The following is a 16296-nucleotide window of genomic DNA, read 5'->3' on the forward strand; positions in this document are numbered from 1 at the left end:
GCGTTTGAGAATGCGGGCGCCAGTCGCGAGGCGGCGGAGAAGCAGGCGGGTTATCGCGTTTTCGGCTCCAAGCCCGGCGCCTATGGCGCGGGCCTGCAGGCAATGATCGACGAGCAGCTCTGGGAAAACGAGGAAGACCTCGCAAACGCCTATGTTGCCTGGGGCGGCTATGCCTATGGGCAGGGCGCTGAAGGCGAGGCCGCGCACGCGCTGTTCGAGTCGCGTCTGAAAGATGTGGAGCTGGTGCTGCACAATCAGGACAACCGCGAGCACGACCTGCTCGACAGCGACGATTACTACCAGTTCGAGGGCGGCATCACCGCCGCGATCCGGCATCTTTCCGGTGCGCAGCCGACGGTCTATCACAACGACCATTCCCGGCCAGAGCATCCGCGCATCCGGTCGCTGGAAGAGGAAGTCGCGCGGGTCGTGCGGGCCCGGGTGGTCAATCCGAAATGGATCGCGGGCGTCATGCGGCACGGCTACAAAGGCGCCTTCGAGATGGCCGCGACCGTCGATTACATGTTCGCCTTCGCCGCCACCGCGCATTGCGTCGGCGATCACCATTTCGATGCCGTGTTCGATGCCTATCTCGGCGATGACGAGGTGCGCACCTTCCTGGAGCGGCATAATCCGGCTGCGCTGAAGGAAATGGCGGCGAAGCTCAGGGAAGCGCTGGATCGCGGGCTGTGGCGTCCGCGCCGGAACGCGGCGCATGAGGAATTGACGGCGCTTGCCGGTTGACCCATGCGGGTCGCCGGGCGTCATGATGGACGGCAAGAGGGAGAGAGCTGATGAGCGACGAGAATATCGAGACCGGCACAGAGCCGGAAGCTGGAATCGATCCGGAAAAGGCCGCCCGCCACGCCGAGAAGATGGCGAAGAAGAAGGCCGCCCGGAACAAGATCATGGCCACCAAGACCGAGACCGGCGGATTGCTGATCGTCCATACCGGCAAAGGCAAGGGCAAGAGCACCGCCGCCTTCGGCATGGTCTGCCGGGCCCTCGGCCATGACATGAATGTCGGCGTCGTGCAGTTCGTCAAAGGCAAGTGGGAGACCGGCGAGCGCAAGGTGCTGGAAGCCTTCGCGGATCAGATCTCTATCCGCACCATGGGCGAGGGTTTCACCTGGGACACCCAGGACCTGAACCGCGACATCGCCGCGGCCCGCGCTGCCTGGGAGCAGGCAAAAGAGCTGATGGCGGACCCCGAAATCGACATGGTTCTGATGGACGAGCTGAATATCGTCCTGCGCTACGATTACCTGCCGCTTGAGGAAGTGGTCGAGACCCTGAAGAACAAGCGCCCGGACCTGCATGTCATCGTCACCGGCCGGAACGCCAAGGAAGAGTTGATCGAGGCGGCCCATCTCGTGACTGAGATGACCCAGATCAAGCATCCGTTCCGTCAGGGATTCAAGGCCCAGGCGGGGATTGAGTTTTAAGCCGGGATCGAGTTCTAGAACGGCAACAGCGGTAACCGCGCCCGGACGGTCGATGCGATACTGTTGATCTTCGTATCGCGCGCATAGCTCTCCCACGCGCCGTCGATGAAATTGACATAGCGCGTCGTGCAGAGGTCGCGGAATGCGTCGAACCGCGCACGGTCCGCCGGTGAGAAGAAGATATGGCGCCGCTGCGGCTGCTGAACCGCGATCTCGATCCGGACATCGCCATAGAAGGAGCGGCAGATCTCCTGCACATGCGCCTGCAAATCCGGCAGGCTCCGCCCGTCCGGCATATGTTCCACCGTGACAGAGTGCCCGCCATCGCGCGGATAGCTGAAAATGCGCGTGACCGGGCTGCCGGTGCTGTAGACCTGCATATAATGGGGATCGGCGGGAAGCCCGGGGCCGGAGATACTGCCCGCGCTCACGGTGATATCCACAAAGGGATCATCGAGGCGTCCCAGCCCGGCGGCAGCGATCACAGGCGTCGGGTTCGCGGCCCAGACGATCAGATCCGGTCGCAATATCTCTCCACGCAACCTTAGAATGGCAGTGTCATTCTCGAACCGCGGCACCACCGGCTGGCCTGTGCGAATATCGACACCGGCACCGGTCAGGATGGTTTCAAACACGTCAAAAAAGGCGTTGTAGCCATCGGTTGGCAGACTTCCGATAGGCCGCCCCTCGCCCCGAGTTGTGCGCGGCAAACCCAGCAGATCGTCCGCAACGGGCGAGCCGGTCTTCAGAGTATCAATCTCTTTATCGTCACCGCGCAGGTAGAGGCGGCCGAGCTGGACGTTGTAGGCATTCCCCGCATCTATCGCTTCCGGATCGGCCCCGAGATGTCTGAGCCATCCAAGCACGGCGTCACCGACAGCAGGCGGATAACAGCGCATCCTGTCCGCCAGACTGGTGCAAGCGCGGTAGGCCTCAGGATCGGCAAGACCATCCGGCGGCGCATCGAAAACGGGCGCCTCGAAATCCTCATGCGAGACGGGGCCGAAACCAAGATCGGTATAGGAGCCGTAATAATGCGCGAACCTGTAGAGATTGCCTTGTAGTGCCTCGGGCAAAGCCTTGTGCCACACCTGCTCCGTGCGCAGATACTGGCAGCCGTTGAAATACCAGCGCCCGTCGCTCTCAAGATCCCTCAGGATACCGCCAAGCAGTGGTTTGGCTTCGTAGAGTGTCACCTGAAACCCGAGACGGGTGAGGTCGAGGGCGATCGCGCAGCCAGTGATACCACCGCCGACAACGGCAGCCGTCTTGCTGCCCCGCTCCGTATCCTCACGCATCGTCACTTCGCCGCCCGAGGAGCCAGGTCGGTGTCGATATCAGGCATCGATAAAACGGGCGCTGGTGACAAATCGGCGATCCTCTTCACGCGCCGGCGATCTGGTGTCGGGACCGGCCATCTTTGCAATCCTACAGGAAGAGGCCTGTCAGGAAGCAACCCGCGTCTTCATAACGCGGCACACGGCCTCACGCCGGGACATACACATCCTGCGTGCCGGGCAAGCCCCGCAGGCTGAAATCGCCGAGTTTACGCACCGGGACCGGCAGGCAGTCGGCGAAGGTCTTCGACATCAGGATCGGCTCGTGCAGGGTGCGGCACTTGGCACCGAGCCGGGCGGCAAGGTTGACGTCCTTGCCGATCACCGTGAAGTCCAGCCGCTCTCCGGAGCCGACATTGCCGAAAGCCACCTTGCCATGATGCAGGGCGATACCCGCCTTGACCTCGACATCGGCGCCCCATTGCGCGGTATCCAGCGCATCGAGGCAGGCCTGCCCCTCAATCGCCGCCTCAAGCGCGCCGCCCCGGCAAAGCTGGCATTCGCCAATCCCGGAGCCGTCCTGGAAGATCGCGAGGATTCCGTCGCCGGTGAATTTCAGTACCTCGCCGCCATGTGCGAGGATCGGCGGGATGATGCAGTCGTAATAGGCATCCAGCAGCTCAACCGTCTGCTTGTCGCCCAGCCGGTCGGACAGCAGCGTGAAATCGCGCATATCGGCGACCAGGATCGCCGCTTCCATCTTGTTGACCACGCCGCGCCGTACTTCGCCCGCGAGAATCCGGCCGCCGGGCTCCCGCCCGACATACATGGCGAGCACATCGTCCATGCTGCGATAAACGGACATCAGCTCCAGCACGATCTTGGCCGTCGGCATGATCTGCTGCAGCAGGGCGATATCACGCTCGGAAAAGCCTTGCGGCTCCCGGCTGGCAAAGGTCAGGGCGTTCTGCATGCCATTGGCGAAGATGATCGGCACACAGATATAGTCTGAGTAACCCAGCGCCTTCAGGTCGGCCAGGATCGGAAATTCCGCCGCGCTTTCATCGTCGATGGCGCGATGCAGCCAGCTTCCGGTTTCATGGACCAGACGGAGCGGGCTTGCCTGATAGATGAGCGCATTGCCCGGTGCGTGATGCCATGGCTCGACCTCGACGCCCTGCCCCATCCGCCACTCGCAAAGCACGCCTTCCTTGATTGCGTGCAGCACCATCAGGATCGCCGTACCGCGCTCCACCGGCACGCCGGCCAATGCCAGACGGCGGCAGAACTCGTCCCAGAGCCGCCCCAGATCGCGCCCCTCGCGGGAGACCTGCAGCAACCAGTCCGAAATTTCGCGCGCGGTCAGCATATCCTCGGCGCTGAGGATTGACGGCAGCGCCGCCGGGCGATCAGTGAGTGTTTTCATGCGGGGGTAGATGGGACGAAAGGGAGGTCCCGGCAAGGCACTTTTGCGTTAGCCGATATCAGCGAGGCTCAAAAGTGTCCCGGCCGGGATCGCCCGCATGGCGCGACGGCCGATGACCATATCCGCACGCGACGGTGCTATCCCGTCCCCCGGCCGCAGATATGTCAGGTCGGCGGCCCTGATTTCTGCCCCTTCGGCGATATCCGAGCGAGCGGCAATACTGCGCCGGGCGACCAGTGCCACCTTGCGTTCCGCCTCCGTCGGCTGCTTGCGGCCAGTGCCGATAGCAGCCTCGGTGATCCGGATATTATCGACCATCCGCTTCAGCTCGGACGGATCGAGCGATGCCTTGTGGTCCGGCCCCGGGAGATTCTTATCAAGTGTGAAGTGCTTCTCGATAATCGTTGCGCCTCGCGCCACGGCAGCGATGGTCACGGTATCGCCAAGCGTATGATCGGACCAGCCGACGGGATACCCGAAAGCCGTCCGGAGCGTATCCATGGCCGCCAGGTTCGCATCCGACGGATCGGCCGGGTAATCGCTGACGCAATGCAGCAGACTGATATCGCCGGCGCCACTCTCAGCCAGCCAGCCGAGTGCCTGCTCGATCTCCCCGAGATTGGCCATACCGGACGACATGATCACCGGCAGCCCGGCCCCGCCGATCGCCCGCACCAGTTCGGGATTGGTGATCTCACCCGAGGGAATTTTCAGGCGGCGCACCTTCAGGGACAACAGATGATCGAGGCTGACAGGATCAAACGCCGTCGACATGAATTCGATGCCGAGCGAGGCGGAATATGCGGCCAACTCGCTAAAGGCTTCCAGCGGCAGCTCAAGATCCGCCAGCATGTCCTTCTGGGAACCCGAGGCTCCGGTGTTGGTTTTCTGGTAGTCGGCCATGGGTGCCGTTGCCGCGACAATGGACTCCAGCGAGAAGGTCTGAAACTTGACGGCATCCGCGCCAGCTGCGGCTGCGGTTTCCACCAGACGGCGCGCCATGGCGAGGTCGCCATTGTGATTGACCCCGGCTTCGGCAATGACGAAGACCCGGCCCGCTTCCGAACTATTCTGCATATATCCTCACAGCACCGTCGCGCCCGGTGCGCGCTTGCGGATCAAGACTGCGGGGACACCGCCCCATAATTCGTCGGCGCCTGCGTCGGAGGCCAGGAAGGACCCGCCACCAATAACAGCATTCGGTTCAATCGTACGGCCGTGGGACACAGCCGCACCAATGCCGATATAGGCACCAGCCCCGATCCGGCAATCACCGCCCACCGTCGCGCCCGGAGCGAGCGCCGCATAATCGCCGAGAGCGCAATCATGCTCCAGGATCGCACCCGTATTCAGAACACAAAAGGCACCGATTTCCGCGCCGGGATTCACGATTACCCCAGGCATCAAGACGCTCCCCTCACCGATCAAGACGCCTTCGGCCACTTCGGCGGACGGAGCCACGATGGCTGGAAAGCTGGAGCAACCGGCCTGTTTGTAGCGGGCCGCGGTCTCCCTGCGGCGCACACCTTCACCGAGAGCGATGATGACGGCTTCCCCACAGCGAGCGTCGAGGAACGTGTCTTCGTCCTGTACCGGCCTTCCCAGGAAAGACGCGCCCTCAGCCGGGTCCCTGTCAATGAAGGAGACGATGTCGAGCTGGTCTCCCGCTTCAACCATCATGGCGATGACCTTGGCGTGACCTCCGCAGCCGACAATATGGACCGGAGCTCGTGGCACAATGCGTTCCTTACGTGCGAACTTGTCCGTTCGCTCTACGCGGCAGTTCACGCATCGTCAAGAATACTGCGCAGCCCTTCCCGGTAGGTGGGGTATGCCAGCTCGACACCAAGCTCGGACTTGATCCGCGCGGTATCGAGCCTTTTGCACTCGGAATAAAACGACCGCGCCATCGGAGACAGCTCCGCACTGTCAAACGGAATCGGCTCCGGCGGCTCCATGTCGAGAAGTTCCGCAGCGTAGCGGATGACATCTCCGCTGGGACAGGCTTCATCATCCGCAACATTGTAGATACGGCCGTGATGCGGCCGCTGTATCGACGCCATCAATATGGTCCCGATATCGTCGACATGGATACGGTTGAAGACCTGTCCCGGCTTGTCGATGATCCGGGCTTTCCCACCGCGCAACTGGTCGATGGCGCTCCGGCCGGGACCATAGATCCCCGAGAGCCGAAATACCTGAACAGAGACGTCAGTATCCTCGAAAGCGGAAACCCATGCACGCTCCGCCGCCAGACGCCGGGCACCGCGCGCAGAGCCCGGATTTGGGTCGTCATCCTCATGCACGAAAGCGCCGCCCCGATCGCCGTACACGGCAGGCGTGGAGAGATATCCAACCCAACGAAGCAACGGCGCAGACGATCTCCAGTCAGGCTGTTTAGTCAAGGCAGGGTCGCCTTCCTCCCCTGGAGGAATGGAGGCAATGACATGCGTCACATCAGAAAAAGCCGCCTTATCCAGCATGTCCCCGGCATTGCCGCCAAAAAGCCAGGCTCCGATACCATCCTGCCTGAGGACAGAAAGTCCCTCCTCGGAACGGGTGGTTCCCGAAACACGCCACCCCTGCTTCAGAAGCAGCTTCGCCAAGCGGCCGCAGGTATAACCAAGGCCAAAGCAAAACAAGTGCCCAGGGACAAAATCGGATGGAGAAGGCATCGCAGACAAAATTCCTTTGCTCGCTTCCACCTGTACCACGCACCAGAATGGTGTGAGTGCGGCGCTCTTTACCGGAATTGGCGATTCTGTTACTCGCTAGGCTCCGATAAAGTCCACAAATAGAAGACAGCCACGATCGTGCAAATCTCAAAGATTCTATATCTCCCAATTGAGGAAGCAGTACGCGATCTCGATGCCCGCCTCCTGCTCGCGCTTCATGCCGTCGAAGCAGGATGGGAAGTTGTCTTCGGACAACAGTGGTTATTGACGAATAATGCAGCACATATGCCCCCTGGTGTCTTCCTCTTCAAAGGCGCAAACCGGGTACAGGCAAACTGGATGAAACACTGCGCGCAGCACGGGCACCTGGTAACAGCATGTGACGAGGAAGCCACACCGGTCGCCTCGCATTCCATCCTGCAAAGAAATATCGACCCCGATGGTTTCGAAGCCATAAGTTATTTTTTCACGCAAGGCCCCAATCATCAAAGGGCTCTGCTCGAGAAATTCCCGGAAGCGGTTAACATGTTCCGGATGGTGGGAAGCTCGCGTTTCGATTTGCTGCGCGCAAGATTCCGTCTTGCCCGTGAAAGCCGTGTTGATGAACTCCGCAACCAGTATGGCAACTTCATCCTGATCAACACAAATTTCGGTTACGCCAACTCAAACTGGGGAGGGCCTAAACAATTCGAAGAGGTCATGAAAACTGTCGGCTTTTACGATCCTGAAATTGAATCGGATCGTAAAATGGTTCAGGACCGATACGAGTTCGAGAAAACGACCATGGACGCATTCATGGCCATGATCCCAAAACTCGCGGAACGCTATCCGAAGATCAACATTATCGTCCGGCCCCACCCCGGTGAGGACAAGGCTGTCTGGGAAAAGGAAATCAACAACAAGGTCCCGAATGCGGAAGCCATTTTCGAGGGATCCGTCGTTGACTGGATTCTTGCATCCCGTCTGCTGATCCAGAATTCCTGTACGACCGGCATTGAAGCCGCTTTCCTGAACAAGCCTTCTGTATCCTTTGCTCCGTTCCGCAATCCGTTTTTCGACATCTATACTCCGAACCTCGTCGGCCGGCTGATCGATACGGAAGACGAGCTGTTTTCGGTTGTCGATAAACTGGTCGAGTCAGGACGGGATTCCGTGAGTGAATATTTCACCCGGCCAGAAGATTTCTCCGATCATTTTTATCTGGAAGACGGGAAACTGATCAATCAGATCCTGTTCGAACAGATCGAGAAAGCCGCATCGGAGCAAACGTTGAACAATGATCGTTGGGAACCGAAACCCCAATACATAAAACACCATAAAATGTTCAATTGGCAGGTCCGAAAATTCAACAAAAACCTGCAGGCAATGAGCCAGGACCTCCAGAAAATAGGCCGTGGCCTTGCACCAAAGGGCAATATGAAACTTAAAGAAATAGGAACATCACTCTTCCTGCTTTCACCGGTTAAGTGAAATTCTGGAAATTTACCTGCGGCGGAGAAATATTCCAAAAAACCAAATACGCACAAAATCATGACTGAAAGAACGTTTTTTTGATCAAGATAGCGCATTGAACCAGGTCTTATTATATTACGCCAACCTATTAAGCATCGATCTTGAAGATTGCGCTTTCATTCCCAACACGATGAAGTTCACCACGAAAACAAACATTATTCCGGGGCTATCATTGTGAACACACCCGTTATTTTGACAGGTGCCGGCTCGTTTCTCGGCAAATATGTACTCAAAGAACTTGACGCAAAAGGCATTGATACTTTTGCAGTTTCCAGAAAAGCGACGACAATACTTGCGCGCCAGGGACTATCTTCGAGGATAAAACCGGTCGATCTTGATCTTTCTGCGCCCGAACTGGACTGGTCACCACCATTGAACTCTCAATACAGGATTATTCACCTTGCCTTTGATCGTATGGCATCTGGCGACAGCGCACACGGCGCTGAAATCAACAACAGCATCACACGCAACATCATCAATCTGTGTCGCAACGCGAATATTTCAGCAATCGTTAATGCATCAAGCACTTCGGTCTATGGAACCCCTAAAGGTGGGTTGATCTCCGCTGAAACAGCAGTGCAATCTCCATCAGATTATGGAATCGCAAAATTGAAGGCCGAACAGCGTCTCGCAAAAGCTGCCGAAGTAGACTCGGTTCTCTCGGTCCGCCTGCCCGCCATTCTGGGAAGAGAAGCCCATCCGGAAAACTGGTTGGTGCGCATCGCCCGCGCGATGCAACAGCATGCCGAGATTGCGTACCAGTCTCCGGACTTCCTGTTTAACAATGCTGTACATGGTGCCAGCATTGGCGCGTTTTTTATTGAACTCAGTCAGGCTGCATCACCGCAGAGCGCAGCGTTCCCCGTCGGTGCCGCCACAGGACCAACGTTACGCGATCTGCTAATGCAAATGCGGGACCGGCTGCAATCCCGGTCCAAGCTTGTCGTCCTCCCGACCACGTCCGCTCCATTCGCGATCGACAATACGGCGGCAGAAAGCCTCGGCTATAAGGCAGAACCGATAGAGCACGTGATCGATCGTTATCTGAATGACCTGACCGACCGGTCACTTTAGCACCCAATCGACCTAAGCCCTCGGAGTCCGCTGCTTTTCGACAATGAAATTACCCATCACGAGCGCATCCAGCCCGGTCGAGGCAAATGTCGAGATCGCTTCCAGCGGCGTCTCCACAATCGGCTGTCCCTTGATATTAAAGCTCGTGTTCATGACGGACGGGACGCCCGTTTCATTCGCGAAAGCCTTGATAACAGCATGAAACCTTGGATTGCTCTCGGCTGAGACCGTCTGCACCCGGGCGGTTCCGTTCAGATGGGTGACGCCCCCCAGGGTCGCCTTCTTCTCTTCCCGCACCGGGAAGGCCTTTGTCATGTAAGGTGAAGGCTTGGACATCTCGAACAGAGTGGATGCCTCTTCCTCAAGCGTCGCCGGAGCGAACGGGCGGAATTCCTCGCGGAATTTTACCCGGGCATTGACCACATCCTTCATCTCCACGCTGCGCGGGTCTGCCAGGATCGAGCGGTTACCCAGCGCACGCGGACCGAACTCGGAGCGCCCCTGGAACCAGCCAACAATTTTCCCTTCGGCAAGCCAACGTCCCACTTCTTCTCCCGGAGCATCACTCTCGCGGAACGCCATGCCGGTCAGGTCGAGCGCGGCCTTGATCGTATCGTCCGCAGCAGAGGAAGACGGGCCGAGATAAACGTCCGAGAGAGGCTGCGGACGGTCGCCCGCGGCAAAAGCGCCATGGTAAGCACAGCCAAGCGCCAGACCGCGGTCGGATGAAGCGGGCTGCACGAAGAGGTCGTTGAGAGTTGGCAGCCGGTCGAGCTTCAGATTGGCCGAACAGTTCAAACCGACACCGCCCGCAAGCGCCAGCCGGGACCGGCCGGTTTTTTTCTGGATCATCTCGACCAGCGATATCGCGCAAGCCTCCAGCGCCTGTTGTGTGGCGAAAGCAACATCCATCAGACGCTCGTCGATCGGCTCGCCAAGGCGGCGCGGCTCACCGAGAAGGTCGACGAGTTTCTGGCTGTAATAGGGCTCCAGGCGAGATTTCGGGGCCGGATCGCTGCGAATAAAATCAGAATCGACCAGATACCCATCCGCAGTTGGCTTGGCGAAAACCGTCAGGTCGTATTTCTCTTTCCCGTAGGCTGCCAGCCCCATGACCTTGAACTCGTCCTCGCCCGGCATGAAACCCAGATAGGACGTCATCGTTGCGTAGAACATGCCGAGAGAGTTCGAATTCGGGAACGATCCGAGCATTTCGACGCCCTTCTCGGAATCCGCAATCCCGTAAGCGCCACTGAGACGGTCGCCATAGGCGTCATAGGACAGCACGAACGTGTCGTCTGCCGGCGCATGGAAATAGGCGGAAGCCAGATGCGCCATCTGGTGATTGATCATCTCCACCGGCGGGCAGTGACCGAAATAGTAAGTGATATAATCGCGAATGCGGCCAGGCATGTCATCGTAGGTTTCACCCGGATGAACGATTCCATCGATGTCATTCATCGTAAGACCGGCGTGCTTGAGGCACGCGGATATGGCGCGGATGGGTATCTGGCCGTATGCCCCCTTCATGCGAAGGATACGCTCTTCTTCGACAGCGGCCACGACCTTGCCGTCACAAATCAGCGCGGCGCCGGCATCATGCTGATTGAGCGTGACGCCTCCATGTATACCCAGAATATTCACTTAGCGATGCTTCCGATTCATAAGTTCAACGTGCCGGATTCTGCATTCCGGAATGCAGAAATGCCACCTTTGTCCCTTGGACGATGACATAGTCGATCTGTGGGACTTAGTACAGAGGGGCATACGCGATCAGATTGCCTTCAAAAGAACGACAAGCATTTCCCGTACTGGAAAAACACGGAAAATCCTACCTTGTACCGAGATACACCGACACCTGCTTAAAGGCTACAAAGCAAACTTGAAGCTAGCCGACTTCAGCCTAAAGGTATTGCCTACTCGGGACTGAAATGCGAATTTGATAGCGCTCTTGAGCCTCGATTTTGCGACACGGAATGTCGCAGAATTTGTCGGATTGGCTATAGTCATCGGCAGGCGAGATAAGACACTTAAGCCAGCAGTGCCGACTAAGCTCGACATAAGCCAGCCCGAGATGCAACAAAATGACACAGACAGACCCATTGCAGCCAAGGCGAAACACCTCATAAAGTCAACAATACTTCAGGCTTTTGGGTTCCTTCGGACTTTGCAGCGACATTCGGGAAGAAAAGATAATGAATTATACAGGCGAATCCCAGAGCAAGCCAGTCAAGACCCCGATCGCGGACCTGTTCGACTTCGATAATGTCGATTGGTATCGCCAGTTTATGCTACGGCTACGATACAATATTGACCTCAAAGCTTACGGAAATTTCGCTGGCATCGTTGCGAATTCTCTCAATCAGCTGCAGCAATTCAAGATGATCCCCCCCCCGGATGAGGATTTCGAGCAGCTCAACGAATGGGGCCGTCTTATGCAGACGGACGGGTACGCCGATCTTGGCGAGCTGATGAGCAAGCAGCAACGTGATGATGTCTTCGCATATCTTGAAGACAAGAAAGTACGCTATTTCTGGGATCGGGCACTGGAACCGTTCTCGCCGGATTCGCCTCCTCCGAATGTCAGCGTCGGAGGGTATGACCGCAAAGACATCATGGCCGCGCCGCACCTCCACATGCTGGCCAATCACCCAAGAGTCGTTGGCGTTGCAGCCCGCCTTCTTGGCGTGATGCCCAGCCTCATGGCCACAAGCATGTGGTGGTCATTCCCGGGTCGTGTAGAAGGCGAGCATGCGGAGCTGTTCCACATTGACCGGCATTGTTATCGGTTCTGCAAACTCTTCATTTACCTGACAGACGTGGATGAAGATTCCGGGCCGCATGTCTATGTCCGGGCAACCGGCAATTATGGCGCCAACTATGCCCATGCGGCAAAAAAAGCGGCAGGAAACGAGGATCTTCTGAAGCGCTATAACGCTATTCTAGGAAAACAGCGCAAAACCGATGCGGAAATCGAGGAGCTCTTCGGAGCGGAGCGCGTGGCAGTCAAAACCGCTCCTGCCGGTTCGGCCATTCTCGGCAACACCGGCAGCATCCATAAAGGCCAGCACCCGAAGACCAATCGTCGTCTCCTCTTCTCTGCGCTTTACACAATGCTACCGACGATCAAGGACCCGGTAGACCGCATGCCCGCACCTGATCTGGTAAATCAGGTTCATAGCACCTATCCGGGCGCCTATACCGACGATCAAATATGCTATCTGAATCGTCTCGTTTCCCGTTAATCGCCCGCCAAGATCAGAACTTTTTCTAAGACCTGTGAATGCACCCGCTGTCCCCTTCAGGGACAGCGGGACGTGAAACTTGCATTGCCTCTCTTGTTCTGGGAAAACCCATGCGGTCAGCGCTCTCGATTGAGATTCGGAGCGACAGCATGGAGATGGATCTTGCCGCATATTCAGCGTTTCCTCGAACTGGCGGGGCAGGTTTGCCAATCTCTCGATCCAGTGGCGATCGAAGACATGGCCCTGACGCTTAAGGGTGTTCGTGATGGCGGTGGCCGACTGTTTATTCTGGGTGTCGGTGGCAGTGCCGGAAATGCCAGTCATGCGGTCAATGATTTCCGTAAACTCTGCGGTATCGAGGCCTACGCCCCAACAGACAATGTTTCCGAGCTCACAGCCCGTACCAATGATGAAGGATGGGAAACCGTCTTTCGTGAGTGGTTGAAGATCAGCCGAGCAAAGGCTGAAGACGCTCTTCTCATTTTTTCGGTCGGCGGCGGCGATGCGGAGCGCGGCGTTTCGATGAATCTGGTACACGCGATCGATCTGGCGCGTGAGCGCGGCATGGCGATCTGCTCGATTGTAGGACGTGACCAAGGTCATGCCGCGCGTCACAGCACCCATGCCATTGTCATCCCCCAGGTCGATCCAGGCCTGGTCACACCGATTTCGGAGGCCTTCCAGGGCGTGATCTGGCACGCTCTTGTCAGCCACCCGGAATTGCAGATCGCCGAGACCAAATGGTGATCCCAGAGCACAAAGGTTCTCTTTAAAATGGTTTCCGTATCCGATCTTTCCATTGCCATCTATGCCGACGGCGCCGACCTTGAAACCATAGCCGCGCGGGCCAAAGACCCTTTGATCAAAGGTTTCACGACAAACCCGACCCTGATGCGCAAAAGCGGTATTCAGGACTACGAGGGATTTGCCAAGGATGCTCTCGCTCTGGTCGGTGACCGGTCGATCAGCTTCGAAGTGTTCGCCGACGATTTTCCGACCATGGAAAAGCAGGCCCGACGGATCGCTTCATGGGGCAAGAACGTCTCGGTGAAAATTCCGATCACCAACACCAAGGGCGAGTCTGCGGCATCGTTGATCCGCACACTCTCCGCCGACGGTGTTTCGGTCAACGTCACAGCCATAATGACGGAAGCACAGGTCAAAGACGTGGCAGACGCTCTGAGTGCCGACACATCGGCCATTGTATCTGTTTTCGCCGGCCGCATCGCCGATACCGGCCGTGATCCGGTTCCGATGATGCAGCGCTGCAAGGATATTCTGAACGGCAAACCGATGGCACAATTGCTGTGGGCCAGCCCGCGTGAAGTGCTCAATCTGTTTCAGGCCGATGCGGTCGGTTGCGAGATCATCACCATGACCGATGATCTTCTCAAGAAATTGGGCGGAACCGGTAAAGATCTGGATGTATTTTCACTGGAGACAGTGAAAATGTTCTTCGATGACGCGACCTCGGCCGGTTACGACATCGCTGTCGATTAAAGTTTCAATAGGTCTGAAGCAGACAAATTCAGGGGAGTGTGCCCGTTGGCAAATCGATTCAAAAAAATCCTGGTTACGGGTGGAGCCGGATATGTGGGAAGCCTGCTGATCCCCCAACTGCTGGATCTGGGATATGAGGTTGTGTCCTACGACATTCAGTTCTTCGGCGATGATTTCCTTCCTAAGAACGATCCTAAGCTGACCTCAATCAAAGGCGATATCCGTGACACGGCCGCGTTGTCCGAGGCCCTCAAGGGCTGCGATGCGGTGATCAACCTCGCCTGCATCTCCAATGATGCCAGCTTCGAGCTGAACGAATCTCTGAGCGAGACCATCAATTTCGACGCCTTCGAGCCGATGGTGATCGCTGCCAAGGCCGCTGGTGTGAAGCGTTTCGTCTATGCCTCTTCCAGCTCCGTCTATGGCGTCTCCGACCAGCCTGACGTGAAAGAGGATCATCCGCTGTTGCCGCTGACCCTCTACAACAAGTTCAAAGGCATGTGTGAGCCGTTGCTGTTCAAGCACCAGAGCGATGATTTCGTCTGCGTCACAATTCGCCCGGCCACGGTTTGTGGCTACGGCCCGCGCCAGCGCCTGGATCTCTCGGTCAATATCCTGACCAACCACGCCATCAATAACGGCAAGATCACCGTGTTCGGCGGCGACCAGTTGCGCCCGAACCTGCACATTCAGGACATGTGCAACCTCTACAAGCTGCTGCTTGAGGTCGAGGACGAGAAAATCGCCGGCGAGACCTTTAATGCCGGCTACCAGAACCAGTCGATCATGGATATCGCCAAGATCGTCAAGAAGGTGGTCGAGCAGGAAATGCCGGAACTTGGGGACATTGAGCTCGTCACCACACCGAGTGATGACAACCGTTCCTACCACATCAATTCCGACAAAATCGCGGACAAGCTTGGCTTCCGCCCTGCGCATTCCATCGAGGATGCCGTCCGGGATCTCGTCAAAGCGTTCAAGGCAGACAAACTGCCCGAGCCGATGACCGATGACTTCTACTACAATGTCAAAAGGCTCAAGGCGATCAACGCGTCCTGATCCTGAGTTGCCAAGACTTCGGAGCCACATCAAGTGGCTCCGAATCGGATAGCCTTTCGGACAGACGGCAAACAAAGAGTGGCGATATAATGACGAAGACTTATGCAATTCTCGGCGGCGGCGGCAGCTTCGGTATCCACGCAGCGAAATATCTGCTCGACAACGCCGACCCGAAGAAAGTGATCGGCATCGGCCGTAATCCGCTACGTCCGGAGCCTTTCTCGCTCGATATCGAGAGCCACCCGAAATACGAATATCACGCCCGCCACGTGACTTATGAAATCGACCTGCTGCTCGAGCTGCTGGACGAAAAGAAACCCGATGTCGTGGTCTGCTTTGCGGCCCAGGGTGAAGGTGCGGTTTCCTGGAAACATTCCTGGCGGTTCTTCGAGACCAACTGCGTCGGGCTCTCCCGGCTGACCGAGGAATTGGCCAAACGGGACTATCTCGAGCGCTTCATCCAGATCGGCACCTCAGAGCTTTACGGTTCCGTCGAGCATGCCGCGAAAGAAGACGACCCGATCCGCCCGTCGAGCCCCTATTCAGCATCGAAAGCCGCTTTCGACCTGCATCTGATGGCGGTCTCGAAGCATCTGTCCTTCCCGATGAACATCATCCGGCCCTCCAACGCCTATTGCCCCGGCCAGCTTCTGCACCGGGTCATCCCGCGGACCATCGTGATGGCCAAGAAGGGCGAGAAGCTTCCCCTGCATGGCGGCGGTAAGGCCGAGAAATCCTATATCCATGCCCGTGACCTCGGTCGTGCCATCCATCTGGTCGCGGAAAAGGCGCCGCTTGGCACCGTCTACAATGCGGGTTCCGCCGAACCGACCTCGATCCGCCGGGTTGTTGAACTCTGCGCCGACGCTCTCGGTAAATCCTTCGACGAGATCTGCGAGGTTGCCGGCGAGCGCCTCGGACAGGATTCCCGCTACTGGCTCGACAGCAGCGCCATCAAACGCGATGTCGGCTGGGAAGCGGAGATCAGCTGGGAGCAGGGTCTCGCCGAAATGGTCGAGTGGGCCGACACCTACTGGGATCAGATCAAGGACTGGCCGACCGGCTACACGCTGCGGGGGTGAG

16 protein-coding genes are annotated in these 16296 nt (G+C 57.7%); 10 read left to right on the forward strand and 6 right to left on the reverse strand.

Going from position 1 to position 16296, the window contains the following annotated elements; translation table 11 throughout:
- On the forward strand, positions 1–744 hold a 744-nt coding region (locus AAC126_RS13520), incomplete at its 5' end, for a cobaltochelatase subunit CobN (RefSeq protein WP_339854164.1).
- 50 nt (positions 745–794) lie between these two features.
- The gene (gene cobO, locus AAC126_RS13525; protein WP_339854165.1) at positions 795–1445 is read left to right on the forward strand and encodes a cob(I)yrinic acid a,c-diamide adenosyltransferase; all 651 of its coding nucleotides are present in this window, start codon (positions 795–797) and stop codon (positions 1443–1445) included.
- A gap of 14 nt (positions 1446–1459) precedes the next feature.
- On the opposite strand, the gene AAC126_RS13530 is transcribed toward cobO, so the two are convergent.
- The 5 genes from AAC126_RS13530 to AAC126_RS13550 form a co-directional block, all read right to left on the reverse strand.
- Positions 1460–2743: an FAD-dependent oxidoreductase gene (locus AAC126_RS13530; RefSeq protein ID WP_339854167.1), complete on the reverse strand. Its 1284-nt coding sequence runs from the start codon at positions 2741–2743 to the stop codon at positions 1460–1462.
- A 187-nt stretch (positions 2744–2930) separates the two neighbouring features.
- Positions 2931–4148: an adenylate/guanylate cyclase domain-containing protein gene (locus AAC126_RS13535; protein WP_339854169.1), complete on the reverse strand. Its 1218-nt coding sequence runs from the start codon at positions 4146–4148 to the stop codon at positions 2931–2933.
- Positions 4149–4196: 48 nt separating this feature from the next.
- Positions 4197–5225: an N-acetylneuraminate synthase gene (neuB, locus tag AAC126_RS13540; protein WP_339854171.1), complete on the reverse strand. Its 1029-nt coding sequence runs from the start codon at positions 5223–5225 to the stop codon at positions 4197–4199.
- Between the two features lie 6 nt (positions 5226–5231).
- Positions 5232–5885, reverse strand: a complete 654-nt coding sequence (locus AAC126_RS13545) for an acetyltransferase (protein WP_339854173.1) — start codon at positions 5883–5885, stop codon at positions 5232–5234.
- A gap of 47 nt (positions 5886–5932) precedes the next feature.
- A complete protein-coding gene (locus tag AAC126_RS13550; protein ID WP_339854175.1) occupies positions 5933–6823 on the reverse strand; it encodes an SDR family oxidoreductase in 891 nt (296 codons plus the stop codon).
- Positions 6824–6961: 138 nt separating this feature from the next.
- On the opposite strand from AAC126_RS13550, the gene AAC126_RS13555 reads away from it, so the two are divergent.
- On the forward strand, positions 6962–8293 hold the full coding sequence (locus tag AAC126_RS13555) for a surface carbohydrate biosynthesis protein (protein ID WP_339854177.1): 1332 nt from the start codon (positions 6962–6964) through the stop codon (positions 8291–8293).
- Between the two features lie 216 nt (positions 8294–8509).
- On the forward strand, positions 8510–9409 hold the full coding sequence (locus tag AAC126_RS13560) for an NAD(P)-dependent oxidoreductase (protein ID WP_339854179.1): 900 nt from the start codon (positions 8510–8512) through the stop codon (positions 9407–9409).
- A 12-nt stretch (positions 9410–9421) separates the two neighbouring features.
- Here the strand turns inward: AAC126_RS13560 and AAC126_RS13565 are convergent, their stop codons facing one another.
- A complete protein-coding gene (locus AAC126_RS13565) occupies positions 9422–10870 on the reverse strand; it encodes a carbamoyltransferase C-terminal domain-containing protein (protein ID WP_339854181.1) in 1449 nt (482 codons plus the stop codon).
- On the opposite strand from AAC126_RS13565, the gene AAC126_RS13570 reads away from it, so the two are divergent.
- The 6 genes from AAC126_RS13570 to AAC126_RS13595 all read left to right on the forward strand — a co-directional run bounded on the left by AAC126_RS13570 (position 10844) and on the right by AAC126_RS13595 (position 16295).
- Complete coding sequence (locus tag AAC126_RS13570) at positions 10844–11140, forward strand: hypothetical protein (RefSeq protein WP_339854182.1); 297 nt, start codon at positions 10844–10846, stop codon at positions 11138–11140. The genes AAC126_RS13565 and AAC126_RS13570 overlap by 27 nt on opposite strands.
- Before the next feature lie 464 nt (positions 11141–11604).
- Positions 11605–12654 (forward strand): hypothetical protein, encoded by a 1050-nt coding sequence (locus AAC126_RS13575; protein ID WP_339854184.1) that lies wholly within the window; start codon positions 11605–11607, stop codon positions 12652–12654.
- Between the two features lie 162 nt (positions 12655–12816).
- A complete protein-coding gene (locus AAC126_RS13580; RefSeq protein WP_339854186.1) occupies positions 12817–13401 on the forward strand; it encodes an SIS domain-containing protein in 585 nt (194 codons plus the stop codon).
- A 27-nt stretch (positions 13402–13428) separates the two neighbouring features.
- Positions 13429–14154, forward strand: a complete 726-nt coding sequence (locus AAC126_RS13585; RefSeq protein ID WP_339854187.1) for a transaldolase — start codon at positions 13429–13431, stop codon at positions 14152–14154.
- Between the two features lie 45 nt (positions 14155–14199).
- On the forward strand, positions 14200–15213 hold the full coding sequence (locus AAC126_RS13590) for an SDR family oxidoreductase (RefSeq protein WP_339854189.1): 1014 nt from the start codon (positions 14200–14202) through the stop codon (positions 15211–15213).
- Between the two features lie 89 nt (positions 15214–15302).
- The gene (locus tag AAC126_RS13595; RefSeq protein WP_339854191.1) at positions 15303–16295 is read left to right on the forward strand and encodes a GDP-mannose 4,6-dehydratase; all 993 of its coding nucleotides are present in this window, start codon (positions 15303–15305) and stop codon (positions 16293–16295) included.
- Position 16296: the final 1 nt, after the last annotated feature.

Source organism: uncultured Nisaea sp. (genome assembly GCF_963974195.1).
Taxonomy (GTDB): domain Bacteria; phylum Pseudomonadota; class Alphaproteobacteria; order Thalassobaculales; family Thalassobaculaceae; genus Nisaea.